Consider the following 23875-nt stretch of genomic DNA (forward strand, 5'->3'; position numbering starts at 1 on the left):
ACTGAACCCTTTGCTCATACCCAAGGGATGAGCAAAGGACTGAACAATCATCCTTTGGGAGGATTCGGAATCAGGAAGGCAGAGACATATTGAATACATCCAAAGGAAACCAACTCATGACCGCCACTGCTCCTGTCACCGAAGACCTCCTGACACAGGAATCAATAGAGCACATGTGCCTCATCCTTCAAAGGACAACATTCCTGAATCAAACTCCAGAAGGCGATCCAGTAGGAATCCCCTATCTCAACACCAACGGAATCATCAGGGCACATACCGTCTGGGCATTTCTGGCAATTCGTCTCTACCACTTCCTCAACGAATACGAGGGGTTTGAAGAAGAAGCAAAAACCATGCACGGAATGTGGAACCTTATTGCAAACGAAATCTATGAAAACCCCATTGATGTTGCAGGTGCAGAAGGAAAGTATGAGGCAACTCACGGAGTGTTGGGATACATTTGCGAATGTTTAAGACAGGAAGAGAATGACATCGTGAAAATCTACTGGATGACTCATCTGCTTGATGCCGTAATGGAAACTACAACTGATTATGCAATTGAGATGTATAAGGATAGAGGTGAAGAGCGCTGGGAACAAGCAATGAATATCTGTAAGTCATTGACAGTTGGATGCTGGGAACATACCAAGCGAGTAAGGAAGACATTGCTGAAATATTGAGCTAATAATCGTTATAATAACTGAGTTATTTCAAGCAAATAAATACTAATACCCTACTATTTTGATAGGAGAAACATGGACAAAGAAACAGTAGAGTTAGCGGATTTGCTAGCAACAGACACAGTCAATTACATAACGAACTGGGCGGAAGAGCACAACTTCACCTATGACGAAGCGTTATACGACATCGTTTGTACTCATCGCCTGAACAGGAGACTAAAAGAATCATCTCGTTCTCTCATGGAGTTTGAGTGAGATGGATACCAATAGACTTAAAAGAATACTCAATCTCACAGAACACAAGGAACGCAGGAAACCTTTATTTGGTGAGAGGAAAGAGAAAGCAAAACCTGAACCAGGCGGAGGGTTGTAGTTAGTGTCTGGCATTGAGGACATCACTCATATAAAGCATCTGGTGTTCGTTCTCCTCTACCTTCAACCAGTTCCACTCCTGAAGCATCGCCCTCTGGTTCGCTGCCCAGGTGCCTTTCTCTGTATGAGGTTTGGTGGCGTTGAAGTTTGTGAAAACAGAACGCATCACCTTCTTGAATTCGTTGCGCTTCATTTGTAACTTCGTATGGCATTTATAATCTATTCGATATAACTTATTATAGCAGTTCAAGGTTGATAAATTAAGTCGCTTTCACGACTTGAGTGTAATCAAACTCTTGACAAAGGGTGGGTGTGAGTTGAACTTATTTCACCTGATAAAGGGTGACTCTTGTTCCCTTCACTCTCTTCCTTACCTTCTCCAACTTCATTCCTTCTGGGTTCAGAAGGTTGTTTAGTTGTCTGGTTCGTCCGTCTCCAGAGTCCAGACAGAAGTTCAAGAAGTCCAGTTCTTGGTGAAGTTCCTCTGATGTATAAACCTCACCAACTCTTTGGGAGAAGTGAGAGATAACATTCTCTTCAGTGGAAGGAATCAATGTGTATTCCAACTGAACCATCTGGATTTTAGTTCTCCAAATGGAGTCTCGGAACTTTTGTTTCACCTCAACGGGAGTGGGAAGAGGGATGACATAACTCCCATCAATAAAGTGAAGACGATGAAGGAAGTGTTCGATGTCCATCTTGGAGATGGAGATGGGAAAGATATTCCCGTGAGAACCGTCCAACCATTCAGTGTTGAACACCTTTCCAAGGACTGACTCTGGGTCGGGGTTCAGGATGTTCTTCACTCTCCATAACTGGTCATTGATGAAGGATGTGACTTCAGGGATGGTGAGTTCCCTGTATTTCATAGTTCCCTTCTTGATGGATGGAACATGAAGTTGTTTGATCACTCCACCATCGTTATAGATGAAGAAGAAGTGAGGGATAAACCTTCCAACCAACTTTCCATAGTCATAAGGACTCCAGGTTCCTGGTGAGTTCCATCTCTCCTGGTTGATGGAGGGAGACACCCACTGATAAAAGTCTGGATAATTAGTCTGACAACAAAGGTCGTGGAGGGTAAGGTCTCCTCTCTTCTTGGTGAAGAAACCTTCATTGGTATAACCATTGTCTTCCAAATTCCAACCAAAGTGAGTGGAAGGTTTATTGGGAGATGTGTTATAAATAACTGTATCAGATTTCATTCTATCTTCTCTGGATAGTGTGAGATACACATTCATGACTTTATCGGGGGTCGTGGATTAAAAGTGAGAGGGTGGTATCTCTCATTCAGGTAATAAAGGAACCCCTTTCAGGAAACTGGGAGGAGTTCCTTTTTGTACCCTTCACTCTTATTTAGACGACTTATAAACCCTTATTATTATTACTTTACACAGGGGTGTCCCAGTTGTCCCAGAAACGAGGAGACTATAATATTCTATATGATTTATCCAATATTAACCATTATAGTTAAGTCATAACTGGGACAACTGGGACACCTTATCTACCAGTTTAGATACCCTCTAAATAACTACAGTTAAGGAGTTCCTCCTTCACTGACATAAGGTTTACTGATTTCTCCTTGTGTCCTTATCCTCGGCGAATACCCTTGTCACACTGCCATTGTTGTGACAGGGGGTTTCGTTTGTCTTATTACACTAAAGGTACAAAGACCACCTTCTCACTCTTCTTCAGCACCACATCCATCTTCTTATCAGTCATTCCTAGCAGTACTCGGTTCTCGTTCTCGATTATCACATCCTCATAATGCTTGTGAATCATCATTTCGATCGTTCCAAGGTTCTTCGCCAGCAAATAGGTGGATACGCCCTTGTGAATCCTTCTGGTTATGTGAGTTGCCCTACAGCAATACATTCGATACTCCAGTCCCAGTCCTACCGCAGTCAATATTTCTCTAAACCGTCGCGAAAAGAACTGACTAGACCACTGTTTCCTCGTTCCGAAGTCCATCCATAGTGAGGTTGTGGATTTTGGATCAACCTTTTTGCTCTTGAAGAGGGCAATAACCTTTGGAACAGTCTGGGATAAGAATATTGTGTTCCTTCTACCAGTCTTACTCACTCGCACATCAACTAAAGTCTCTCCATTGCTCTTGTATTTGATGTCGCCGAACTGAATATTGAATAACTCATCAGTTCTGAACCCACCCTCCAGTTGAAGTTCAAAGAAATACAGCATCTGCTTCCACTTCCATACCTCCACACCTTCTGATTCTTCTATCCGTCTCTCCAACTCACCTCTTATTGCCTTCACTTGCTCCTCTGTGAATGCTTTCTCACCTTGTTCTTCTTCTCGTGCCTCGTGTGTCTGACGAGGGATGGGGATATTACATGTTGCATCCTTTATCAATCCATTCTTGAACAACCAGTTGGCGAACTCCTTGATGATTTTCACCTCTGCCTTCACGGTCGAGTGCTTATAACCCAGTCCTTTTCGCCAGGAACAGTAGTCCTTGAAGTGTCTCTTGAAGTTCAACTCTTTCACTCTGAAGAATCCAAACTCCAGGAGATACTTCAACATCCCTGAACGAAGGGAACACTGCTTCACTTCAAAGGTGCTCTGCTTGATTTCCTTTCTCTTCACCCTTTGCTCGTGAAAGGCAAGGAACGCATCAATCATTTCTGACACTGTCGCGTTCTCTGTCTTGCTGTTGGCGTCTGGGTTCTTCAGGAACTCCTGATAAATCTCTGGCAGCAGTGCCATCGCCCTTGCCTGATCCACCGTCTCTGTGGATCTGAAGAACGACTGACGCCTCTCCTTCTTCCAGAAACGAATCCACCAGTAGGGACTGTTTTCAAACTGGACAAGATGGACGCTTGGGAAGGGCGTCTCCACTTTCTGGGTTTGCTTGCCTCGTCCCGCCATTGCCTGGTGAGGGTCCTCTTGGCATTATAACGCCTCTTGCTTGAGTGTCCCGCATCTCATTACTATCAGAAACCATGCTGTGACTGAAATAACTTTTGCTACTGGGAGGGCTTATGGGGGAAACATGTCCCCGTTGCCTCGAGACGCGCCCGGTACAACGCGTTCAGGAAACTGGGCACCACAGATTGAGTGACGATCTGATTTGCCCAGCCTGCTGACGTCCGACTGCGCAGTGCGCACCGGGCGCGACAGACCCGGCCATCGGGTCTGGGGGATTGGGCAGAGAAGGTCAGGCCCTGTGCGATTAACGGTTTCGACGACCTACGAGTTGCTTCAGGCTGAGCACCACCATGCAAAGCACTCCGATGATCGGTCCCGGTGGCAGGTCAGCCCAGATCGCCACGACCATGCCGCCGCTGCAGAGCAGCAAGCCCGTGACCGCCGAACGCACCATCAACTGACGCAGGCTGAGACTATGCTCCAAATGCACCAGCACTGGTGCGCAGAGAAGACCGATCACCAGCACGATGCCGACGGCTGTAATCGCGCTGATCACCACCAGAGCGGTGGCGACGATGGTGATGAAGCGGATTCGGGTGACGGGTCGCTTTGCGGCAATGGCTCCTTCGGGATCAACGCCGAGGAACACCAGATCGCTGTAGAAATTGATCAGAAGCAGAACCAAGGCCCCGGCGGCGATCCCGGTGCGGATCAGATCGGTACCACTTGCCGCCAGGGGATCGCCGAACAGAACCGTCTCAAGATCAACGCGCGCCTGAAGCAATGGCACGAGCAGAACACCGAGGGCTGTGAATCCCGCCAGAACCGTGTTCATGGCTCCTTCTTCGCGTCCTTGAAAGCCCTGATTGAGCCGTTCAGCCAGCAAGGCTCCCAGCAGGCCGCTGATCAGACCGCCGATGGTGGGATCCAGCTCCAGGGCGAGGGCGAGGACCAGCCCGGGCAGAACAGAGTGCGCCATCAGATTGGCCAGCAGAATCCGCCGTTGGGTGATCAGCAGCGATCCGGTTGCGGGGCAGATCAGGCCGATGATCAAGGCCAGGATTCCTGGAGCCAGCCACCAGAGCTCGGTTTCAATCACAACACTGGCTCCCCATCATGCAAGTGATGTCGCTGAGGCGTTCCCTCACTTCAGCGGGTGTGCCGCAGGCGAGCACTTTGCCGTCGAGAACGACAACCCTGTCGTAGCTGTTCAGAGCGCTTCCCCAGTCATGGCTGCTCACCAGCAGCGTCTGTCCGGAATCCGCCTGCTGACGCATCACATTCAGCAGATGTTCACGGGTGGGTGGGTCGATGGCGCTGCAGGGCTCATCCAGCAGCAGAACTCCGCTTTGCTGCATCAGTGCCCGTGCCAGAAGCACCCGTTGCTGCTGGCCACCGGAGAGCCGGCTGAGGCGGCGGTTGCGCATGGAGGTCATGCCGACGCGCTCCAAAAGCTGATCGACGTCCTCGGTCCCACGCATCCGTTGTCTGAAGGGGCGGCCCAGTTTCACCATCTCCAGCACCGTGATCGGAAAGCTCCAGTCGATGGCGGCACGCTGGGGCATCAGGGCGATGCTGGTGAGGCAATGCACAGCGCCGCTGCTGGCTTTCAGTCGACCCTGTAGCAGATGGAGCAGGGTCGACTTGCCAGCGCCATTGGGTCCGACCAGCGCCGTAAGCGTTCCCGGTTGAAGCTCCAGGCTGACGCTGTCGATCACTGCGCGGCCCTGATAGCCGAAACAGAGATCCTGCGCTTGCAGTCCCGTGCTGGTGGTCGAAGTTGTTGCTGTCACAGGGGCCGATGGTTCAATTCATCTTGCGGTCAAAAAGGGGTTGATGCAGCCCCATTGTTAGGGAGAATTGATAATGATTCTCACTGTGTAGTCCATGTCATTTTCGGGATGGTTCCGGTTCGCTGGGCTGGCCTCGATAGTCGTGATCGGTGTTGGTGCCGTTCCTCCCGTGCTTGCCGCTCCCCCCACGGTGGTAGCTGTTGATGGCACCCTTTGCGATATCACCCGCACCCTGGCTGGCTCTTCAGCCCGGGTCACCTGCCTGATCCCTCCGGGTGGCGATCCCCATGGCTATCGCCTCAAGCCCAGTGATCGCAAGGCTTTGTCCAATGCTTCGTTGGTGGTGCACATCGGCTTCGGCCTCACGCCGGCGGCGAAAAAAATCTCCAGTCCCGGAAAAGTGGTGGCTGTCGGTGAAGTCGCTCTCCCCTCCTATCGAGGCAACGATCCTCACGTTTGGCACGATCCGGCCAACACCGCTGCGATCGTGACGGTGGTGGCCAACAATCTCGCCCCGCTTCTGCCTGCCGGAGAACGGGCGGCTCTGGGGGTGCGGGCCTCCAAGGCCAAGGCCGTCATGAACGCCCTTGGCAGCTGGGGATCCGCCCAGTTCTCAACATTGCCGAAGGCTCGGCGTGTTCTGGTCACCGACCATCAGACCTACAGCCATCTGGCCAAGCGTTACGGCATCAATGAGATTTCCATGCTGGACAGCTACACCACCGGAGGTGTGTTGCGGCCGTCAAGTCTCAACCGTATTTCCAACGCCGTGAAGGCATCCGGGGCCATGATCATTTTCACCCCCTCGTTGCCTCCGAACAAGACTCTCCGACGAATCAGCAAAAGCACGGGGCTGCCCATTTCAAAAACCCCGATTTACGGAGAAGGCGTCTCGCCAGGTGGAACTGCCGTCTCGACGGCGACAGCCAACATCTGCACGATGGTGACCGGACAGGGTGGGCGGTGTGACAAGGCCGCCGCCGCAAAGCTCGCCGCTCGTTGGAAAGCGATTTAAGTCGTCATTGATCCGGCGCATGTCTCTTTTTTCGTTCCGTTCCGTGTTTCGTCCCATGTTCCGTTCCCGAAGCCTGCTTCTGGCTTTGTTTTTGCTCCCTCTGGTCCATGCCCCGGCTGCCTTTGCCCATGGCAGCCATGGCGGAGGTGGATCAGAAACTCTTGAAGAAGGTGAATTCGATTTCACACCGATTGTCACAGTCGAGTGGCATGGCGGATTTGATAACAATCTCGAGGACAAACCGAGACATGACGCCCTGGATGGACTGCTTGGCGGGGCGTTCGAGTGGGGCCTGAGCAATGGCGGCAGTCTCACGATCGAGGCGGCCGTCGGTCCAGCTCTGGTGTGGGGCGAGGCGGAGCACTTCTACGGCAAGGTCCATGCTCATGGCGACCACGATGAGCATGGCCATGACGAGCATGCTCACGAGGATGACCATGAGGATCATGGCGACGAGGAGCATGACGACCATGACGACCATGATCATGATCACGACCATGACCATGACCATGACCATGATCACGACGATCACGGTCATGAAGATGATCACGACGACCACGACGACCACGATGATCACGACGACCACGATGATCACGACGATCATGACGACCACGGCCATGAGGACCATGGACACGGTCCGGCTGAATTCAAACGAACGGACGTACGCGGATACCTGAGCGTTCGTTATGCCCCCAATGATCGGCTCAGTTTCACCGTCGATTGGGCTCCCTATTACGTCACCCGTGATCAGGGTGAAGACATCGAGGGCTTAAAGAACGAAGTAGGTGGCGAAGTCCTCTGGGCTCTCGGTGATGGAGATGTTGACTTCGCTCTCGGTGACGGGCTGGAGGATGTCGTTGATGGATTGTTCCTGCTCGTCAGACACCGTCAGGGCTGGGAGTCGGATGGGGTCTACATCGGTAACTACACTGATCCCCGCATTGGCCTTGGCTTCAACATCAATGAGTTGAACGTCACCATGGACGCCGGTCCTCGTTTCTACGTTCCCGGGAGTTACTCCGGATTGGATCAGCGAACTGACTTTGCGGGCGAAGTTGAATTGTCAGTCCCCATCGGCGACGTGACGTTGTTTGTGCACTGGCAGCCGACCTACTCCGGCACGGATGCTCCGGGTTGGGGTGTGGGCTGGCAACACCACGTGGGTACGGGGATGACCTTCAGTTTCTGATCGACATCCGTTTCAGATCGGCAGCAGTTTCAGATCGGCAGCAGTTGCGGGGTGACGAACGTCATCCCGCCATCAGCCACTGCGCTTCCTGGACGGCAATCGGGTGGACCTGGTTCAAATCGAGCGTTTCCGCGTTGAGCAGTCCAACCCGGCCATCGTTCATGGCTGGATGGGTCAAGGTGACCAACAGTTGATGACTCACGGGATCGAACTGCATCGGTGTGCCCGACTTCAACGTCCAGGGCGTCAGCGGTTTTCGCTTGAGAATGTTGCCATCACCATCAAGCAGCACGATTTCGTGCTCTCCCTTGTCCCCCTGCCAGCGTCCCAGCACGGCCCAGACGCGCTTTCCGCTGCCGTTGCACGCCACCGCCAGCACCGCCTGCTCACCCAGCAATAACTCCTGTGGCGCAAGACCGGGAATCACCAGTTCGATCGAGCGCCGATAGTCGGGCCAGTGACGAATCAGAACAGCGCGTCCTGAGGCGGCGCAGAACGCTCCCAGTTCGCGGCTGCCAGGCAGCATCTGAGCAGGCTGCCCCGTATCCACAAGGGGCTGCAGAGCCAGGCCGTCGTAAGCCGGCACCACCACGCCGCCTCCTGCCGGCAGTAGTCGAAGGGGACCGGACGCCAGGATGTCCAGATCCCGGCGGCTGCCATCCGAGCGGATCAGTTCAATCCGTTCGCTGCCAGGTGTGAAGCCACCAGTCTGAACGAGAAGGTCACCAACCAGATTGCTGCTGAGGTGTGCGAACAGCAGATCCTTGTCCAGCAGCGGTTGAGGCTCCTTGGCCCGCGGAGCGAGCAAGCCGTTCTGCTGCTTTGCAACTGAGGACGTGATGAGCCGTTGCAACCAGATCCGCTCCTGCCCTTCGTTCGTCCTGGTGACCATGGCGATGCCCTCGCCGTCACCCAGAGGAACAAGGCTCTGAATTCCCTCCCACACCGGGCTGATGGGTCGCCATTGCTCACTGCGGTCTAACAGCTGCAGTTGTTCGCCTCCCTCAACGATGCGGTTGACGAGCAGCCATGGTCTCGGCTCCCACCACAGCTGGCGGGGTGGCAGCAACTGTCCGCGCTGATCCTCCCCGCTGATCTGCAGCTCAAGCGGCGTGGTGATCGGCGTGTCTGGGTCCACGACCAGACGCAGTGGATTCGTTTCTCCCAGCCAGCGGTGATTCAGCGGCGGAAGCAGACGACTGGTAAGACGCACGCTTTTCCGCTCCATCGGTCGGCTGAAGCTGAGGTCCAGCGCAGCACTGCCGGAATGGATCGGCTGGGGACGATGCTGGATCAATCGCGGTGGTCGCCGCAACATCAGCTGTTGCTGACCCACGACGATGGCGACGGCAGACGTCAGCAGGATCCAGAGCAAACGGGTCATGGCTCCAGCGGTCGTTCGGGCCGTGGGATGTCCGTGATCGTCGTTGGTACGACCACCGCCCTGCGAATGCCCTGGCGCGTCTCCACGGCCATGTGCCCCTGGATGGAAAGCCAGGCATTGGTCGTCGGGTTGGCGTCATCAGGCCAGGCCACTGGCAGGCCTGCCGGTGTGGCATCGGCGAGGCAACAACGCACGGTGAGCCGGGCGATCTGAGGGGGTTGCCCTTCACGCTTCAGGACAAAGCCACTGATGTTCACGGGATTGCCCTCCACCAGATCCGGATCTGGTTGAGCGCGCAACAGGCGCACCCATTCGGTGAGAGTGCGTTGCTCCGGGGGGAGCACGAAGGCGAGATCCGGTGGTTCCGGCAACCCCTCCGGTCGGGTTGATGCCAGGTCGCTGAAGGATGGGTTCGGCGGGATCGCCAGCACCAGCAGGGCCATGACAGCCCCTGCAAACCAGGTCCATGGTGTGCGTTCCCGGCGCCCGATGCTGCGGTGGAACATGACGATTCCAGCGAGGATCAGCGCCACCCCCGACGCCCCGACAAGGCTGTGAAAGGCGCCGCGCAGCAGCAGATCCAGTCGTCCGGAGTAAATGCTCCAGATCACGATCCAGCCCCAGAGCAGCAGCAGCACGCCGCGATTCATCCCCATCTCCCGTTTACAGCTGCCACAGATTCACCCACTGGCCAATCAACAAGACCCCCAGGCTGGCTGCGGTGGCGGTGATTGCGATCGCTTTTGGGGTGAGCAACACAGTGAACAGACCGGCCAGTTTCAGATCCACAACGGGGCCCAGCAGCAGAAAGGCCAGCAGCGCCCCTGGAGTGACCTGGGCAGCAAATCCAAGAGCCAGGAAGGCGTCCACGCTGGAGCAGACCGACACCACAATGGCCAGCACCATCAGCGCCAGGATCGAGAGCGTCGGCGCACTGCCCACCGCCAGCAACCAGCTGCGGGGAAGCCAGGTCTGCACAAGGGCCGCGATCACACAACCCAGCACCAGGAGGGCCAGCAGATCCAGAAATTCCCGACTGCTCTGATCCAGAACCATGCCAAGGGAGACCCGTTTGGGTGTTGCCGGGGCTTTGGTGTCGAGGGGTGCTCCGATCAGGCCACTCGATCGTTCCAGCAGGCCCAGATTGCTGAGCGGCTGGCTCATCCGCCGTTCACTGAGCAAGGCTCGTTCCAGCAGCTGGGTTTCCGAAAGCCGGGTCAGGAGCAAGCTCAGCAGCACGGCCAGCAGAAAGGCACCGAGAGGTCTGGCGATCAACAGCCAGCGCTGATCGGGAAAGGCTGCCCAGGTACTGGCCAACACAATCGGATTGAGAACAGGGGCTGCGAACAGAAAGCCGAAGGCGGTCCCCAGAGGCGCTCCACTGGCCAGGAGACGCCGTGCGACGGGGACGTTGCCACATTCACAGGCCGGCAAAGCAAACCCCATCAGCGCCCCGGTGATCGGAGCCAACACCGGGTTCTTCGGTAATCGCTCGATCCAGGTTCCCTGAGGCACCAACCAGCGGGCCAGTCCGGCGATCAAAACCCCAAGCAGCAGGAATGGCAAGGATTCCAGCAGCAAGCCCTGAAAGATGGCCCAGGCTGTGGCCATTCGCTCGCTGATCACGATCTAGAGGCGTCAGGACTCGACGGCGCGATCAGCATTAAGGCTGATTGATTCGGTCTCGACAGATCTCCATTCTGAAAATAGACGCCATGTGGGGATGACGCTACCGGAGACGATCCAGACCACGGTGCTCAACTACCAATCTGCTGCGAGCCGTGAACAGGACAGTTATTTCTCAGCGGCCCGCAGCCTGGCGGAGGCCCACTTCTGCTTGGCCGACGAGCAGCTCTGCGACCGCCTCTGGCAGGACGTGGCGGAACGTCATCTCGATCTCGATCGGGTGATGAACCTGATGTACGGCTGCTGGTTCCACGACGACCGAACCGTGATGCGGGAGGCTGATGGGCGTTATCTGGCGGAACTTCGTCGTGGTCGCCACAGGGCTATTCCTGAGGCGATCAGCAGGCAGGAGAGGATGCCGAGAAGGATGGAATAGATCGGCTGCAGGTTGATGGGGCCGAAACGACCGGTGTGAATCTTCAGCAGCCAGAACGCATCAATGTCCAACTCGAGAAGCAGGCTGTACAGCGAACCCGTCAGGGCTGTCAGCAGCAGTGGTGCCGCCGCGACTGGAACAATCAGTCGATGCACTTGTCGTGCCTTCATGAACGTCTCCAGGCGCCATGGACATCACCAGAGTTCTGGCGGTGACACCTCAATATTTCAATTTTAACGAGCTGAGGCCTTCTGCAGATTGGGCCCTTGATAGGAGTCGTAGATCGTTTGACGACCCAGGTCTTGCAGTGCGATCACCTGATAGCGATCCCCAGTCCTGCCGGCAACCTCCATCCCTGGAGACCCGATGGGCATGCCGGGTACGGCAAGGCCTGTGATCTCCGGCATCTCGCGCAGGAGGCGTTGAATCGACGGCACAGGGACATGACCCTCAAGGACGTATCCCTCCACGAAGGCGGTGTGGCAGGAGGCCAGGTCCGCTGGCACCCCTTCGTCGCGTTTCATTGCCTCCAGATCATTTGAGATGTGATCAATCACGTTGAACCCCTCGGTTGCCAGAGCATTGCCCCACTTGGTGCAGCAACGGCAGCTCGCGTCTCGATACAGATGAACATCAGGCCCCGAACCCTTCAGTGCTGGGTCGAGCGACGACGAGCCACCATGGTGGTTGCCATGGGACCAGGCGTTGGTTGCAACGATCAACACACCCAGACAGGCCAATAACAATGATCTGATCACCCCAGATTTGAACATCGGTGCTTGAGAAGGAGACATCGCCCGGCTGTGATCAGGGTTTGGTTGTGAATCAAGCTGCAAAACGCTTGAGGGTCTTCAGATCGGCCAGCTCATCACGCCATTCCTGCACCCACTGGTCCTGGCTTCGTTGGTATAGGTCCTGGAGTGCGTTGACGGCTTTCTCCTGGTAGTCGATGCGGAGATCAAGCAGCGGAAACGCCGAGGTACCGCTCACCTGGACCGCTGCGGAGGTGGCTTGCTCGGAGCGGTGATCACCACCTGCATCCTCACCCGCTTGCAGAGCATGGATCAAGCGACGGCCGAGCTTCCAATCGGGGTCGCAGTTGAGAAAGGCCTGCTTCATGCAAAGAAGGATGTCGCTGTTCACCAGACAATTCCCGGCAATGGAGAGATCCTGCTCGCAGAGGTGAGCTGCAGCGCCCATGCAGCGTTCACCGGTCCAGCCCGACGTGGCGCCTGCGGCATCAATCACATGGAACTGACGAAGATCACGGTCAGGGTCGTCGATCAACAAGCTTTCGAGAACGGATTGAGCATCCTCACCCTGCTCCAGGCGCTCAAGACCACAAATGCCGAGATAGGGGTTGGTGTGTGCCTGGGTCGCTACAGCTCCGATTCCGGAACGGATGTGAGGGACAGTCGAGCCGACGGCAAGGTGAACACTCGCCACCGCCACACCGAAGCGGCCGTTGCTTGGGTCTCTGGCGATGATCGAAAAGGTCACAGACTTCGATCGAGCCGAAGAAGAGTGTCCAGCAGAACCTGCGTGCCCGCCTCGCAGTGAGATGGTTCAGTGAACTCGCCCGCTGAATGGCTCAAGCCATAACGACTAGGGACAAAGATCATTCCCATCGGCCAACGGCGACCGATTTCCTGAGCGTCGTGGCTGGCGCGACTGGGCAAGGAGGAGGTCTTAAGCCCCAATGTTGCGGCGGACGCAGCGATGGCCTGTTTGACAGTTTGATCGGCCGGTGTTGGAGCAACCTCGAACTGGGGGTCAAGACGGATCGCACAGCCGCTGCGTTCGCCGATCCGCTCCAGCGCGTTCATCAATGCGTTGGAGAGCTGGTCAAGAACGGAAGGATCAAGATCTCTGAGATCCACGGTGAGCTGAACCGAACCAGGGACGACATTGGCGGCATTGGGCCACACCTCGAGTCGCCCGACGGTTGCCACAGGATCGCCGGGATGCTCCACGGCCATTTGTTCCACGGCCAGAACCACATGGGCAGCGGTGGCGAGAGCATCTCGCCGCTGGTTCATCGGCGTTGTGCCCGCATGATTGGCCTGTCCGTCGATCACAACCGTGAACCGCTTTTGGCCTACGACACCATCGACCGTACCGATCACGTCACCCCGTTGTTCCAGGACACCGCCCTGTTCAACGTGCAGTTCGACGAAGGCCGCGATCGCGTCGTCAGAACGACGGGCAGAGGCAAGGTTGTTCCAGTCGCCTCCGATCGCCAGAAGGTTGTCCTCGATCGGCTTGCCGTTGCTGGTCACGAAGCTGTCGGGATTGTCCGAAGCCGTCCCACTCATTCCCTTGCAGCCCACCATCGTGGACTCCTCATCGGCAAAGGCGATCACCTCTAGGGGGTGCTGGAGTGAACGGCCGCTGCTCTGGAGGGTGCGGGCGATTTCAAGTCCGGCCAGGACACCGAGAACGCCGTCGTATCGGCCACCCGTCGGGACCGTATCGATGTGGGATCCGGTCACCAGGGCGGGCAAACCAGCGACGGAGCCTTCAAGTCGACCGATCAGGTTGCCGGCGCTGTCGATCCGGACGTCAAGACCGGCATCCTTCATCCAGCCGGAGAGGAGAATTCTCGCTTCAACATCCTGCTCCGAGAAGCCTCTGCGGCAGACGCTTCCATCGCTGTTGGTGCCGATCGCAGCCATGCGATCAAGACCTGCATTGAGGCGGTCTGCATCGATCCGCAGCAGCTCTGTTTCAAGGGACTGACGCAGGTCAGCTGGGCGGGAAACAGAAAGCTGAGGCGACAATGAAGTACTTCAAAGAAGTCACTCTTAAGAGTCGCTGTAAAACCAAATCCTCCCTGTAGCAGGAGTGACGGTTTTCGCTTCGACAGATGATTTATCCCTTAGGGAACCCTGAAGACTGCTGAAAGGGACCGCAGAGGCTGAATTCAAGCCGGAACGGGCACTCTCCAGCCAAGTTCATCGGCCATCTCGCGCGCCTGAGCCGGTACATCGGCGGCCACGAACATGCGATGCAGCATCTGCACACCCAGCAGATGGTTGATCAGGGCATCCATCTGCACCCGTTCCGCGTCCGTCGTCAGAGGATCCTGATGGCGCTCAAACAGCACGCGAACCCCCTCGGCATCCAGAACTCCTGAGGCTTCAATCGCTTCCTCACTCAGATAGTCATCCGCCAGCCTCAGCATCTGTTCCCACTTTTCGGGTTCCGTATGGGCTGGAGGGGCCATGAAAGCAAATTTCTCGCGTCTGTAGAGAACCTCTGGCAGCAGTCCGGCCATCGCCTCCCGGAGAACGTATTTCTCCGTTTTGCCCTTGATACGCAACTCCGGTGGAACCTGAACCGCCGCTGCCGCGAGGTGGTGATCGAGAAAAGCTGGCCGGGCTTCCATGGAGTTGGCCATATCGACCCGATCGCCACCCCAGGTGAGGATCTGGCCCTCCAACATAGTTTTGATCCAGACGTACTGAGCTTTGTCGAGGGCGTGGCGGCCTTCGAGCTGCTCTGGATCAAGTTGGTCGGCGATCGCACGACCGGGTGAATAATCCGTGAGAGCGTCGCGGTGCTCTTTCGCCAGCAGTGCCGGGACATGGGGAGCACAGGCGAGCCATGGCTGCAGGCAGCTCGGGGTGAAGCCCACCACCGAAGCGATGTCCGGATCATCAACCTGATCAGCTGAAAGCATCGCTCCCTGCACAAGAGCATTGGACTGCTGAAGCAGTTCCTCCCAGGCGGTTTTCTCCTGGTCTGGAAGCGCATCAAGCCCGTGCAGGAACATGTCCCGGCGGAAGGCTGGGTAGCCGCCGAACAGTTCGTCTGATCCCTCACCGGTCATCACCACCTTGTAGTCGACCGCATTGACATGGCGACTCATCAGGTATTTGGCCACGGCCAGGGTGTTGTAGATCGTCCGCTCGGTGTGCCAGAGCGTGCGCTCCATGTGGCCGTAGAGCTCCTTGCCCGAAAGGCGCATCACATCCTGCTGCGCCCCCGTTGACTCCGCCATCTCCTGGGCGATCGGCGATTCGTCGTAGCGGTTGTCATCGAATCCGATGGTGAACGCCTTCACCGGGTTCTGGCTGACAGCCGAGGCGAGACCGAGAATCGAACAGCTGTCGATTCCGCCTGAGAGGTAACAGCCAACAGGCACGTCGGCGACCATGCGCAACTCAACCGCCTCCAACAATGCGCGGCGAATGGCAGCGACATGGTGGGCTTCGTCAAGACTGCGATCGCGCTCCTCCTGTCTGGGAAAGTCGATGTCCCAGTACTTCCACTCCGAGACGTCAAGCCCGCTGGCGGAACGCTGGATCTTCACCACATGACCGGGCTTCACCTGATGAACGCCGTCGAAGGCCGTCGACCCCGGCACCATCGTCTGCATCAGCTGGTGAAACAGACCGGCGGACGTGAATCGCCGTTCCACGGCGGGGTGGGCAAACAGCACCTTCAGCTCCGAGCCGAACACCAGTCCCTGAGGCGTGAGGCTCCAGTACTGCGGTTTGATGCCGAAGCGATCACGGACGAGATACAGGCAGTCCTCGGTCCGATCAAACAGCGCGAATGCAAACTCACCGCGCAGCAAGGGAAGCGTTTTTTCCAGCCCTTGCTGTTGATACAGACGCAGGAGGATCTCGGAATCGCTTTTGGTCTGGAAGCGAACGCCGCGGGCGGTGAGATCGGCGCGGATGCGCTGAAAGTCGTAGAACTCGCCGTTGTGAGCCATCAGAACCTGGCCGTCATCGGTGAGAAACGGCTGGCGAGCACGGTTCTCGTCGAGATCGATGATCGACAAACGGGCATGGCAGAAGCCAACACCGGCGTCGTCGAGGGTTTCCACCCCGAATCCATCCGGTCCCCTGTGGACCTGGATCGCTGCCATGTTCACCAGCAGCTGCGGATCGACCCGCTGATCTGGTTGTGCGCTGAGAACGCCCCCGATTCCACACATGGTTCGTTCCTCAGATCACGTCCATCACCCTGTCGGCTCTGTCCACCATGCAGGTGAGCAGAGCCATGCGCAGGAAGACAGCACCCCGCGCCTGACTGAAGTACCAGTTGTGGGGTGTGTCGTCCAGGCAGGTGCTGAGTTCAGGCCCCCTCGCCAGGGGGTGGAGCACGATGGCTCCCTCCTTGAACGGCAGATCGCTGGTCAGGCGGAAGCGATTGCCATGAACTTTGTAGCCATCCCCCACCCAGGCGATGGCGTTGATGTAGGTGACATCCAAATGGGGGATCTCCACCTGCAAGTCTCCGCTGATGCGGATGTTGAGGCCTGCGGCTTCAAGAAGCTCCAGCTCGCCAGGCTCGAACAAGGTGTCCACCGGATCGGCCTGATCGTCATGGATGACCACGATCTCCTCCAGGATTCCCGGAAATTTCGAGAGGATCCTCAGCAGTGAGCGCACCGTGCGCATCTTGGAGGGAACGCCGACGACGCCGATGCGGATCCTGTCGGCGGGGTCCACATCCGGCAAGGCAAGGCGGGGACGCCATTTGAGGATGGTGAACAGGTCCGCCATCGCCTGGGTTGGATGCTCATCGATGCCATTGCCGGCATTGATGATCGGTATCCGCAGGGAGCCCGTCATCTTGTAGATGGCTGTGGGATCGCTGTCCCGAAGCACAACGCAATCGCCGTAGTTGTTGAACATGTGGGCTACGTCCTCCAGCGATTCGCCCTTGGCGATGCCCGTGGTGCTGCGATCGGTGATGTTGATCGAATCGCCACCGAGACGATGCCAGGCGCTGTCGAACGACAATCGGGTTCGTGTACTCGGTTCGTAGAACGCGTTGATCAGGATCTTGCCCGTCAGCGGCGTGTTGTGGCGGATGTAGCGATCAGGGTTGCTCTCGTATTTCGCGGCCAGCCTGAACAGCTGCAGCAGGGTTTCGGGCTCGAACGGCATGATCGAGACCACGTGCTGGTCGATCAGATCGAGGAGCGCTTCACCTTTCTCTTCGATGGTGCCGAGCAGAACCTGCGGCTGGGTGCGGCCGAACACATCTGGTCCTAGTGGTGCAAATCGAATCGGGGAGGTGTCCCGCTCGAGCACACAGGCATGGACGTGGCTCATAAGCATTCCGTCGAAACGACGCGCGGATCAGGCGCATCGTCCAAGCGGATGAAGTGTCTTCATTCACCGTTAATCAGAGAGGGGGACCAACGTCCAGCTTTTGTGCCCTTCTTTACCGAATCAATCCAGATTCTGTAGCGATACAGCAACCTTTTCGCACATAGTGTTCTTGGCGAACGTTTTAGGTCGCTGTTCATCCGCTGCACTGTTTATCCGCTGCACTACTTATCCGCTGCAATGTTCATTCGCTTCATTGCCCATCGGCTGCTTTCGATGCCCTGGTCACCAGACCTTGCCGTTACGGAATTCAATCCACCAGATCAACAGCAGCGTCAGCACCGACAGGGCCAGGATCACCTGACTGCCAGCCACGATCCACTGGAACAGGGACTCATCTGCGATCCAGGTTGTCATCAGTGTTCTCATACCTCATCTCCTGCGTTGAGTTGACTCCACTGGAACGATTCCGGTTGACAAGCACTCCAGCCAGCCATCACAGCCGCAGAGACAGCGGCTGAAAAGACGGCGGCGCAGTACGGAGCGATCAGGTTGTAGGCCAGCAGACCCACGACGCTCCCCGCCACCATGGCCAGGATCGCTCCATGGCGGTTGGCACTCGTCCAGTACAGGCCGCAGGCCACCGGCCAGATGGTGGACGCCACGAGGGCTCCGGTGAAGAACAGGACGCTGGCCAGGGAATCGAGCCTTGGCCAGGACAGGGCCAGGGTGGCCACGGCGAGGCCGACCACGATCCAGCGGGTCGCCAATTTCAGCTGGGCGTCGCTGGCCTGGGGCCGCAACAGGTGCAGAAACACATCCTCAGCCAGCAAATCGGCCGTGGAGGCCAGCAGGGAATCCAAGGTGGAGGTGAGGGACGCGAACACCACCACAAACACCAAGGCCGCTCCTCCAGCTCCCAGAAGATCAGCGGCCATCACGGGAAACACCATGTTCACCTGGGGCAGGTCCAGGTTGCGGGCCAGGGCGACGAGCCCGATCGATCCTGTGACAAGGGGCACGCTCATCCAGGCCAGTCCCCCCAGCAGGAAGGACGGCATCACCACGGACCGGCGGCTGGCGAACACCCGCGACCACCAGATGTTGTTGTGGAACACCTCCCCCATCGAAAACAGGGCGGAGTTCCAAGCGATCAACAGTCCCGCAGGCAACAGCAGGTTGAGATGACCGGGATGGTTGCTGCTGAGCTCGGCGTGGACCTCAGGGATCGGAAACTGCCGGAAGGCCAGCACGGCCACGAGCACCAGCAAGCCCATGATCAGCAGCGATTGGATGAAATCGGTTCCAATCACGGCTCGCATGCCGCCGTAGAGGGTGTAGATCGTGGACACCCCGATCACCACCAGCATTCCGAGGCGGTAGTCGAATCCCGACAGTGCCTCGAGAAGAATGCCCGCGCCCATGGCCTGGGTCATCAGAAAGCCCAGGGTGTAGATGGCTGTGATCACCATGAAGACCACCCAGGTGATCCGGCCATAGCGCAGACGGATGAAATCCCCACTGGTGCGTCCCTTCGGCATCAGCTCCTTGATGCGCAGGGCAAGGGGGGCGAACAGGATCAGGCCGAGTCCTGCCAGGGCATAGCTGAACATGCCCCAGAGCCCGGTTTTGTAGCCGAATTCCGGTGCCAGAAGGGTGGTGTTTCCCGTGACCCACGAGGCCATCAGGGTTGCGGTGCTGAGGGAGAGGCCAATGTTGCGGCCAGCGAGCATGTAGTCGTCGGCATCTCCCCGGCCCTGACGCCCCCAGGCCATGCCGAGGGCAATCCACAGGACGGAGAAGGCCACCACCAGAAACCAGGCGATTCCTGGAGCAAGAAATGGCGTCGCGGTGAGCAGGATCATCGAATCAGCCCACCTCGCGACGGTGGCTGCGGCGATGCCGTTGGTGACCGCTCAGAATCATCGCGGCAGTTGCCAAGGTCACCGCAGCTCCAATGGCAAAGATGACCCCGGCCCAAACCATTTCATCCACCCGACGTCTCCCGACAGACAACCTTCAACAGATAGCCCATGGGTCTACCGACGGCCTTCTGCATGAAGGCGAACCAACGATGCCCGTCATTGGGCGATGAACATCATCCATTTGCATCGGGATGATCTCTGGCTGGATCACAACACCGTGATGATCAGGGATCGCCGGTGCCAGCACATCTGTGCGGTGCTCAGAGCATCTGTTGGCGACACCATTCGCGTTGGTTTACTTGGTGGTGCACAAGGGGAGGGGCGGATTGAAGAGATTGGCGACAGCGCAGTGCGACTTCACGTTCAGCTCCACCAATCACCGCCCGTTCGTCATCGCTTCGACATCGTGCTGGCGCTTCCGCGACCCAAAATGTTGCGCCGGATTTTTCGCACGGTCGCTGAATTTGGTGTGGCCAACCTGCACTTGATCAACAGCGCTCGTGTTGAAAAAAGTTACTGGCAAAGCCCTTTGCTGAAACCGGCCAAGGTGGCGGAGGCGTTGCAGGCGGGGATGGAGCGTTCGCGCGACACCGTGGCTCCTGTGGTGCATCAGCACCTGTTGTTTCGCCCTTTTGTTGAAGACGTGCTCAGGGAGATTTGCGCCGATCGACCTTGCTGGATTGCGGCAATCGGGGCAAGGAGGCCTCTGGGCGACGCGGCTTCAGCACCAGCGGTCGTGATGATCGGCCCGGAGGGTGGTTTTGTTCCCTTCGAGATTGAACTGGCGCAGCGTGTTGTCGCCGAAACCGTCCATCTGGGTCCTCGCATTTTGAGAGTGGATACGGCCTTGACGAGTGTCCTGGCTTTGGGTGCATAAGTGCGGAAATGGGCGGCAAGTCAGGTCAAAAATTTTTGATTTGCTTAGGCCTTGGTTGTTCGGAGCGACTGTTGATACGGATTGTTCGCTTTTTTGATCTAACGCGTCTGCGGTGTGTTGTTTGTGTCTACAACTTGATAGGTCATTTTTTTTAAATGAGTCTCTCCAACGCTGCAAGCTATTTCGACTACTTCTGGGAAGGTTCATCCAAGGCTGAAAAGCACTCTGCCAAGAGTGGTAAAACATCTCTGCTTGTTGGCCAGGGCGGTAACGACACGCTCAACGGTGCCAATAAGGACGACAAACTTGAAGGGAAGGACGGCAACGACAAAGTTGCTGGCTTTGATGGTAACGACACCTTGCAGGGTCATAAGGGAAATGATCAACTCGACGGTGGTCAGGGCAATGACAAGCTCTACGGCGACGATGGCAATGACACCTTGATCGGCGGTGCGGGTAAAGATTATTTCGAAGATGACGATGGCAACAATAGCTTCACGGGTGGGAAAGGTAAGGATGTTTTTGTCATTGATGATGATGACGATGGGTTTGTAATAATCAACGATTTCAACGGTAAAAAAGATAAGCTTGAGATTGATGATGATTATAAGTTTTTCGATGATTTTGATACAAAGGTTGTCAACGGGAACTTGGAGATTCGCCTTGATGACGAATTTGTCGCCCAGCTTAATGGAGTTACAAAATTGACCAACAAGATGATTATTTGGGACTAAGCTTTAAATTATTTTTAAGTTGATATTTGCCAAAACCTGGTCTTCTTGACCAGGTTTTTTGTGCTTCAGCTTTTTACGAACCCTCGCAGTGTTCAACAGCCTTGAGATAGTTGAGCATTCCAGGAACATGGCCACCCTGAGGATTGATTTCAGCACGCATGGCGATCTGTCGATCGATGCAGCGGTTGTAGCGGTGCGTCTTCACAGCCTGCGGGATCTGCAAGAGTGCGATCACCATCAAACTCAGACTGCTTAGGGCGGCGAGGGCAGACAGGGCATGGGCTCGAATCATTTCCCTCGGGTCATTCATTGATCGTGGTGATTGTTCTCGGCAGCCGACGGCAAATTTTATGGTGTCGATCGTTGAATGGAATGGGTGATCCCTTTCTCATCGATCACATTGTGTCAACGCTCCATTGATGAGTGAATCAATCAATTGGCTTTTAGCGGCGCAAGCCAAATCCGCGCACAATATGTTGGCGTTCAACAGTGTGAAATTCAATTTGATCATGGGCTGGGCTGTAGATCGTATAGGCCGCCCCTGAACCAATACCGATCACGCTGCGCTTTGGAACGGTGACGTCCTGACTGTTCGTGCCCGCATGGTCTTTGATCTTTGACTGAATGCTGCCACCCGTGAGCTCCAGACGAAACTGCTGGCCGCTGCGTGCTGTGAACAGGCGGTTGACGTCCAGTCGGGTGAGACGATCCAGCAGGATCAGCGGCGATGTCGTGCTGGTCAGGTTGTCGCCGATGTCAGCAGAGCTGCCATGAATCAGGCCGCAATCCAGTTCAATGAAGCCGAATTGCAGGGAGTTGATCCAATCAAGATGTCTCTCCTCAACCCTGCTTAACAAGCACTGAACAGCGCTCTCGCCATGGATCTTGCGAAGTGCCTGCGCATTGCGATCTCCCCGATAACCTCGCTCGGCCAGCAGCTGCTCCTCCCACCAGCCGTAGATGCAATCAGGTTTGAGATCACCTCGCCTGGGGTTTCGGAGTCGATCCAGCAACGCATTGCAGTTGCGCTCAGGGCCGATGAAGTCGCCCAATACAAACAGGCTATCGACCCCACGTTGTGCCGATAGGTGCTGTTGGATCTGCTCATAGAGCTTGAGATCTCCCTGTAGTCCACTCACCAGGGCCCAGCGTTTCATCATCGCTCACACACGTGGCTGGCATCATCAGCCCTCTCGGCGTATTCAAACCCGTGGCTCAGCCGCCAGGCAAAGACTTCAGGCAGTCCAACGTCGATGATGGCTTGACATGTTTTGGCGACGTCGTATCCCACTTCCCGGATCGTGATCTCTCCAGTGCGGTCGTCGTGAACGACATACGTCGCCTTCGTATTGCCATGGCGCGGCTCTCCCACAGATCCGGCATTCACGATGCGACGCATCGGCAATGTGAGCTCGTGCTCTGAGCAATCCTTGCTGCCGGCTTGTTCAACTTTGACTCGAATGGATCCACTGCTCAGTTCCCGGACGTAGGGCTGGTGGGTATGGCCGCAGAACAGAGTCTCCGCACCGGCTGTCTCGACCCGCTCAAGCGCAGCAAAGGCACTCATGTCTGGAAGCAGATATTCGTGCTGACTGTTGGGGCTGCCATGAACGAACAACAATCGGTCACGCCGCAGGGTCATGGGCAGGCTGGCCAGGAACGCCTTGTTGTCGTCTGTCATCCGTTCTGCAGTCCAGTGATGCGCCCGATGACCGCGTCGTTCTGCCAGCTGGGATGGGTAGCTGCATTCGCAGGCATTGAGGCCATCAATGATGTCTTCATCCCAGCAGCCCTGACAGGTGGGTATGGCACGGTCGCGCACCAGCTCCACCACTTCATTGGGTTGAGGTCCATAGCCCACCAGATCACCGAGACAGGTCATCGTTTCAATCCCCTGGAGGTCGATATCGTCAAGGACGGCCTCAACAGCGGCGAGGTTGGCGTGCAGGCAGGAGATCACAGCGTGAGCCATTGGACTTAGTTGAGAGCAGCTTGGGGTTGTTGATCGCGAATCGGCGCCTGATGCATCTCCAACACGTGATCACTGACCAAGCAGTCGTCGATGGTGGTCTGGATGCCGATTCCGTTGAGCGCTTTGCCTTGCACCACCAGCTCTGATTGACGTTTTGGGCGGCCGTTCGGACGTTCAACCGAGTCCAGTGGCAGAAATTGAGATCCCTGCTGGCTCACGATCCAGTTGCAGAACAAGCCACGACCATCAGGCAGGTTGAACAGTGCTTTGGCGCGGTAGACATCGCCGTAAGCCCCGTTGACCAACTCAAACCAAAAACTGCTCAGGCTGCCGGGGTCCCAGACGCTGTCATGAAGGCCGAGCGTCCAGGCCTCCAGCCTGTTGAAGGCCAAGGTGTCCTGGTTGATCAGCTCAGGATCCAGGCCGAAGTGCAGCACACGGTCTGGCCGCAGCCGATAGGCATCCAGTTGCTGAAGGATCGCTGGATCAAGAGATTCAAGATTGGATGCAGCTGGCGCCTGAAATTGCTGCACTTCGATGAGGTTCAGGGCATTGCTTGCAGCGCCGGCGGCCTTGCCGGTCTGATCCGATAAATCCTGCAGATCTGGGATCTGATCGCGTAACCAGGTCCGGTCGATGCAGTGATCACGCCCCTGCTCCAGTCCATGTTGCGAAGGAACCTCCAGTCGCAGATATCCGCAGCTTCCTTTGTGGCTTTTCAACTTGTTGCGGATCCAGGTGGTTTTGCCGCAGCCAGGTGGTCCCGCGATCAACCAGGTTGTGCCCATGGCCGTCTGTCTGCTGAGGACGAGGAAGTGACGTCCCAAAAGTGGGAATCATTCTCATTCTGTTGGTCTTTGTCCCTGCTTGTCCACTCCCTCGCCTCACTTGTGAGGCTTGGGAGGACAGGACTCT

27 protein-coding genes are annotated in these 23875 nt (G+C 56.5%); 6 read left to right on the forward strand and 21 right to left on the reverse strand.

Features of this window, described 5'->3' with window-relative positions:
- Positions 1-116 precede the first annotated feature (116 nt).
- Positions 117-680, forward strand: coding sequence for a hypothetical protein (locus tag KR100_RS07135; RefSeq protein WP_038544390.1), 564 nt, complete (start codon positions 117-119; stop codon positions 678-680).
- A gap of 373 nt (positions 681-1053) precedes the next feature.
- Here the strand turns inward: KR100_RS07135 and KR100_RS16310 are convergent, their stop codons facing one another.
- The 5 genes from KR100_RS16310 to KR100_RS07165 form a co-directional block, all read right to left on the reverse strand.
- Positions 1054-1245 (reverse strand): hypothetical protein, encoded by a 192-nt coding sequence (locus KR100_RS16310; RefSeq protein ID WP_162176493.1) that lies wholly within the window; start codon positions 1243-1245, stop codon positions 1054-1056.
- Between the two features lie 130 nt (positions 1246-1375).
- Positions 1376-2191, reverse strand: coding sequence for a hypothetical protein (locus tag KR100_RS07150; protein ID WP_204207651.1), 816 nt, complete (start codon positions 2189-2191; stop codon positions 1376-1378).
- 514 nt (positions 2192-2705) lie between these two features.
- Positions 2706-3938 carry a tyrosine-type recombinase/integrase gene (locus KR100_RS07155; RefSeq protein WP_038544400.1) on the reverse strand — a complete coding sequence of 411 codons (1233 nt, stop codon included), beginning with the start codon at positions 3936-3938 and terminating at the stop codon, positions 2706-2708.
- A 304-nt stretch (positions 3939-4242) separates the two neighbouring features.
- Positions 4243-5037, reverse strand: coding sequence for a metal ABC transporter permease (locus KR100_RS07160; protein WP_038544401.1), 795 nt, complete (start codon positions 5035-5037; stop codon positions 4243-4245).
- Positions 5030-5731 (reverse strand): metal ABC transporter ATP-binding protein, encoded by a 702-nt coding sequence (locus tag KR100_RS07165; protein ID WP_038544403.1) that lies wholly within the window; start codon positions 5729-5731, stop codon positions 5030-5032. The genes KR100_RS07160 and KR100_RS07165 overlap by 8 nt, the downstream gene beginning before the upstream one ends.
- Before the next feature lie 94 nt (positions 5732-5825).
- On the opposite strand from KR100_RS07165, the gene KR100_RS07170 reads away from it, so the two are divergent.
- Entirely contained in the window at positions 5826-6746 is a 921-nt protein-coding gene (locus KR100_RS07170; RefSeq protein ID WP_038544405.1) for a metal ABC transporter substrate-binding protein, read from the forward strand.
- Between the two features lie 55 nt (positions 6747-6801).
- On the forward strand, positions 6802-7935 hold the full coding sequence (locus KR100_RS07175) for a hypothetical protein (RefSeq protein ID WP_038548242.1): 1134 nt from the start codon (positions 6802-6804) through the stop codon (positions 7933-7935).
- Between the two features lie 61 nt (positions 7936-7996).
- Here the strand turns inward: KR100_RS07175 and KR100_RS07180 are convergent, their stop codons facing one another.
- The 3 genes from KR100_RS07180 to KR100_RS07190 are packed head-to-tail and all read right to left on the reverse strand — an operon-like array spanning position 7997 to position 10930.
- Entirely contained in the window at positions 7997-9319 is a 1323-nt protein-coding gene (locus KR100_RS07180; protein ID WP_038544408.1) for a hypothetical protein, read from the reverse strand.
- Positions 9316-9969: a TIGR03943 family protein gene (locus tag KR100_RS07185; RefSeq protein ID WP_038548245.1), complete on the reverse strand. Its 654-nt coding sequence runs from the start codon at positions 9967-9969 to the stop codon at positions 9316-9318. The genes KR100_RS07180 and KR100_RS07185 overlap by 4 nt, the downstream gene beginning before the upstream one ends.
- Before the next feature lie 13 nt (positions 9970-9982).
- Complete coding sequence (locus KR100_RS07190) at positions 9983-10930, reverse strand: permease (protein WP_038548248.1); 948 nt, start codon at positions 10928-10930, stop codon at positions 9983-9985.
- Positions 10931-11042: 112 nt separating this feature from the next.
- Here KR100_RS07190 and KR100_RS07195 point away from each other — a divergent pair, with 112 nt between their 5' ends.
- Positions 11043-11381, forward strand: coding sequence for a hypothetical protein (locus KR100_RS07195; RefSeq protein WP_051847375.1), 339 nt, complete (start codon positions 11043-11045; stop codon positions 11379-11381).
- On the opposite strand, the gene KR100_RS16765 is transcribed toward KR100_RS07195, so the two are convergent.
- The 9 genes from KR100_RS16765 to KR100_RS16315 form a co-directional block, all read right to left on the reverse strand.
- Positions 11294-11551 (reverse strand): hypothetical protein, encoded by a 258-nt coding sequence (locus KR100_RS16765; RefSeq protein ID WP_071839861.1) that lies wholly within the window; start codon positions 11549-11551, stop codon positions 11294-11296. The genes KR100_RS07195 and KR100_RS16765 overlap by 88 nt on opposite strands.
- A 63-nt stretch (positions 11552-11614) precedes the next feature.
- Positions 11615-12127 (reverse strand): DUF411 domain-containing protein, encoded by a 513-nt coding sequence (locus KR100_RS07205; RefSeq protein ID WP_239420288.1) that lies wholly within the window; start codon positions 12125-12127, stop codon positions 11615-11617.
- A 79-nt stretch (positions 12128-12206) separates the two neighbouring features.
- On the reverse strand, positions 12207-12881 hold the full coding sequence (locus tag KR100_RS07210; RefSeq protein WP_038544412.1) for a DUF1028 domain-containing protein: 675 nt from the start codon (positions 12879-12881) through the stop codon (positions 12207-12209).
- Positions 12878-14125 (reverse strand): Zn-dependent hydrolase, encoded by a 1248-nt coding sequence (locus KR100_RS07215; protein ID WP_051847633.1) that lies wholly within the window; start codon positions 14123-14125, stop codon positions 12878-12880. Before KR100_RS07215 ends, KR100_RS07210 begins: the two co-directional genes overlap by 4 nt.
- Before the next feature lie 179 nt (positions 14126-14304).
- Positions 14305-16329: an asparagine synthase (glutamine-hydrolyzing) gene (asnB, locus tag KR100_RS07220; protein WP_038544414.1), complete on the reverse strand. Its 2025-nt coding sequence runs from the start codon at positions 16327-16329 to the stop codon at positions 14305-14307.
- Between the two features lie 10 nt (positions 16330-16339).
- A complete protein-coding gene (locus KR100_RS07225; RefSeq protein ID WP_038544416.1) occupies positions 16340-17455 on the reverse strand; it encodes an aspartate carbamoyltransferase in 1116 nt (371 codons plus the stop codon).
- Between the two features lie 282 nt (positions 17456-17737).
- Positions 17738-17869 (reverse strand): hypothetical protein, encoded by a 132-nt coding sequence (locus KR100_RS16925; RefSeq protein WP_255347471.1) that lies wholly within the window; start codon positions 17867-17869, stop codon positions 17738-17740.
- An 8-nt stretch (positions 17870-17877) separates the two neighbouring features.
- Complete coding sequence (locus KR100_RS07230; RefSeq protein ID WP_038544418.1) at positions 17878-19317, reverse strand: sodium:solute symporter family protein; 1440 nt, start codon at positions 19315-19317, stop codon at positions 17878-17880.
- Between the two features lie 4 nt (positions 19318-19321).
- A complete protein-coding gene (locus KR100_RS16315; RefSeq protein WP_162176436.1) occupies positions 19322-19468 on the reverse strand; it encodes a hypothetical protein in 147 nt (48 codons plus the stop codon).
- 75 nt (positions 19469-19543) lie between these two features.
- Here KR100_RS16315 and KR100_RS07235 point away from each other — a divergent pair, with 75 nt between their 5' ends.
- Together KR100_RS07235 and KR100_RS16985 are read left to right on the forward strand one after the other, a co-directional pair.
- Positions 19544-20254, forward strand: a complete 711-nt coding sequence (locus KR100_RS07235) for a 16S rRNA (uracil(1498)-N(3))-methyltransferase (protein ID WP_038544419.1) — start codon at positions 19544-19546, stop codon at positions 20252-20254.
- Positions 20255-20409: 155 nt separating this feature from the next.
- Positions 20410-20988, forward strand: coding sequence for a calcium-binding protein (locus tag KR100_RS16985; protein WP_051847376.1), 579 nt, complete (start codon positions 20410-20412; stop codon positions 20986-20988).
- A 73-nt stretch (positions 20989-21061) separates the two neighbouring features.
- Here the strand turns inward: KR100_RS16985 and KR100_RS07245 are convergent, their stop codons facing one another.
- The 4 genes from KR100_RS07245 to KR100_RS07260 all read right to left on the reverse strand — a co-directional run bounded on the left by KR100_RS07245 (position 21062) and on the right by KR100_RS07260 (position 23748).
- The gene (locus tag KR100_RS07245) at positions 21062-21280 is read right to left on the reverse strand and encodes a hypothetical protein (protein WP_204207654.1); all 219 of its coding nucleotides are present in this window, start codon (positions 21278-21280) and stop codon (positions 21062-21064) included.
- A 151-nt stretch (positions 21281-21431) separates the two neighbouring features.
- Complete coding sequence (locus tag KR100_RS07250) at positions 21432-22145, reverse strand: hypothetical protein (RefSeq protein ID WP_038544423.1); 714 nt, start codon at positions 22143-22145, stop codon at positions 21432-21434.
- On the reverse strand, positions 22145-22960 hold the full coding sequence (locus KR100_RS07255) for a metallophosphoesterase (protein WP_038544425.1): 816 nt from the start codon (positions 22958-22960) through the stop codon (positions 22145-22147). The genes KR100_RS07250 and KR100_RS07255 overlap by 1 nt, the downstream gene beginning before the upstream one ends.
- A 5-nt stretch (positions 22961-22965) precedes the next feature.
- The gene (locus KR100_RS07260; RefSeq protein WP_038544427.1) at positions 22966-23748 is read right to left on the reverse strand and encodes an ATPase; all 783 of its coding nucleotides are present in this window, start codon (positions 23746-23748) and stop codon (positions 22966-22968) included.
- Positions 23749-23875: the final 127 nt, after the last annotated feature.

The organism is Synechococcus sp. KORDI-100 (assembly GCF_000737535.1).
Classification (GTDB): domain Bacteria; phylum Cyanobacteriota; class Cyanobacteriia; order PCC-6307; family Cyanobiaceae; genus Parasynechococcus.

What these genes read in the sequence shown, in the direction of transcription:
- asnB (WP_038544414.1), bottom strand. Translation starts at nt 16,329, where the DNA reads ATGTGTGGAATCGGGGGCGTTCTCAGCGCACAACCAGATCAGCGGGTC.
- KR100_RS07235 (WP_038544419.1), top strand. Translation starts at nt 19,544, where the DNA reads ATGAACATCATCCATTTGCATCGGGATGATCTCTGGCTGGATCACAAC.
- KR100_RS16925 (WP_255347471.1), bottom strand. Translation starts at nt 17,869, where the DNA reads ATGACAACCTGGATCGCAGATGAGTCCCTGTTCCAGTGGATCGTGGCT.
- KR100_RS07225 (WP_038544416.1), bottom strand. Translation starts at nt 17,455, where the DNA reads ATGAGCCACGTCCATGCCTGTGTGCTCGAGCGGGACACCTCCCCGATT.
- KR100_RS07260 (WP_038544427.1), bottom strand. Translation starts at nt 23,748, where the DNA reads ATGGGCACAACCTGGTTGATCGCGGGACCACCTGGCTGCGGCAAAACC.
- KR100_RS16310 (WP_162176493.1), bottom strand. Translation starts at nt 1,245, where the DNA reads ATGAAGCGCAACGAATTCAAGAAGGTGATGCGTTCTGTTTTCACAAAC.
- KR100_RS07170 (WP_038544405.1), top strand. Translation starts at nt 5,826, where the DNA reads ATGTCATTTTCGGGATGGTTCCGGTTCGCTGGGCTGGCCTCGATAGTC.
- KR100_RS07245 (WP_204207654.1), bottom strand. Translation starts at nt 21,280, where the DNA reads ATGATTCGAGCCCATGCCCTGTCTGCCCTCGCCGCCCTAAGCAGTCTG.
- KR100_RS07155 (WP_038544400.1), bottom strand. Translation starts at nt 3,938, where the DNA reads ATGGCGGGACGAGGCAAGCAAACCCAGAAAGTGGAGACGCCCTTCCCA.
- KR100_RS07250 (WP_038544423.1), bottom strand. Translation starts at nt 22,145, where the DNA reads ATGAAACGCTGGGCCCTGGTGAGTGGACTACAGGGAGATCTCAAGCTC.
- KR100_RS07195 (WP_051847375.1), top strand. Translation starts at nt 11,043, where the DNA reads ATGACGCTACCGGAGACGATCCAGACCACGGTGCTCAACTACCAATCT.
- KR100_RS07190 (WP_038548248.1), bottom strand. Translation starts at nt 10,930, where the DNA reads ATGGCCACAGCCTGGGCCATCTTTCAGGGCTTGCTGCTGGAATCCTTG.
- KR100_RS07135 (WP_038544390.1), top strand. Translation starts at nt 117, where the DNA reads ATGACCGCCACTGCTCCTGTCACCGAAGACCTCCTGACACAGGAATCA.
- KR100_RS07185 (WP_038548245.1), bottom strand. Translation starts at nt 9,969, where the DNA reads ATGAATCGCGGCGTGCTGCTGCTGCTCTGGGGCTGGATCGTGATCTGG.
- KR100_RS16765 (WP_071839861.1), bottom strand. Translation starts at nt 11,551, where the DNA reads ATGAAGGCACGACAAGTGCATCGACTGATTGTTCCAGTCGCGGCGGCA.
- KR100_RS07180 (WP_038544408.1), bottom strand. Translation starts at nt 9,319, where the DNA reads ATGACCCGTTTGCTCTGGATCCTGCTGACGTCTGCCGTCGCCATCGTC.
- KR100_RS07175 (WP_038548242.1), top strand. Translation starts at nt 6,802, where the DNA reads ATGTTCCGTTCCCGAAGCCTGCTTCTGGCTTTGTTTTTGCTCCCTCTG.
- KR100_RS07255 (WP_038544425.1), bottom strand. Translation starts at nt 22,960, where the DNA reads ATGGCTCACGCTGTGATCTCCTGCCTGCACGCCAACCTCGCCGCTGTT.
- KR100_RS16985 (WP_051847376.1), top strand. Translation starts at nt 20,410, where the DNA reads ATGAGTCTCTCCAACGCTGCAAGCTATTTCGACTACTTCTGGGAAGGT.
- KR100_RS07230 (WP_038544418.1), bottom strand. Translation starts at nt 19,317, where the DNA reads ATGATCCTGCTCACCGCGACGCCATTTCTTGCTCCAGGAATCGCCTGG.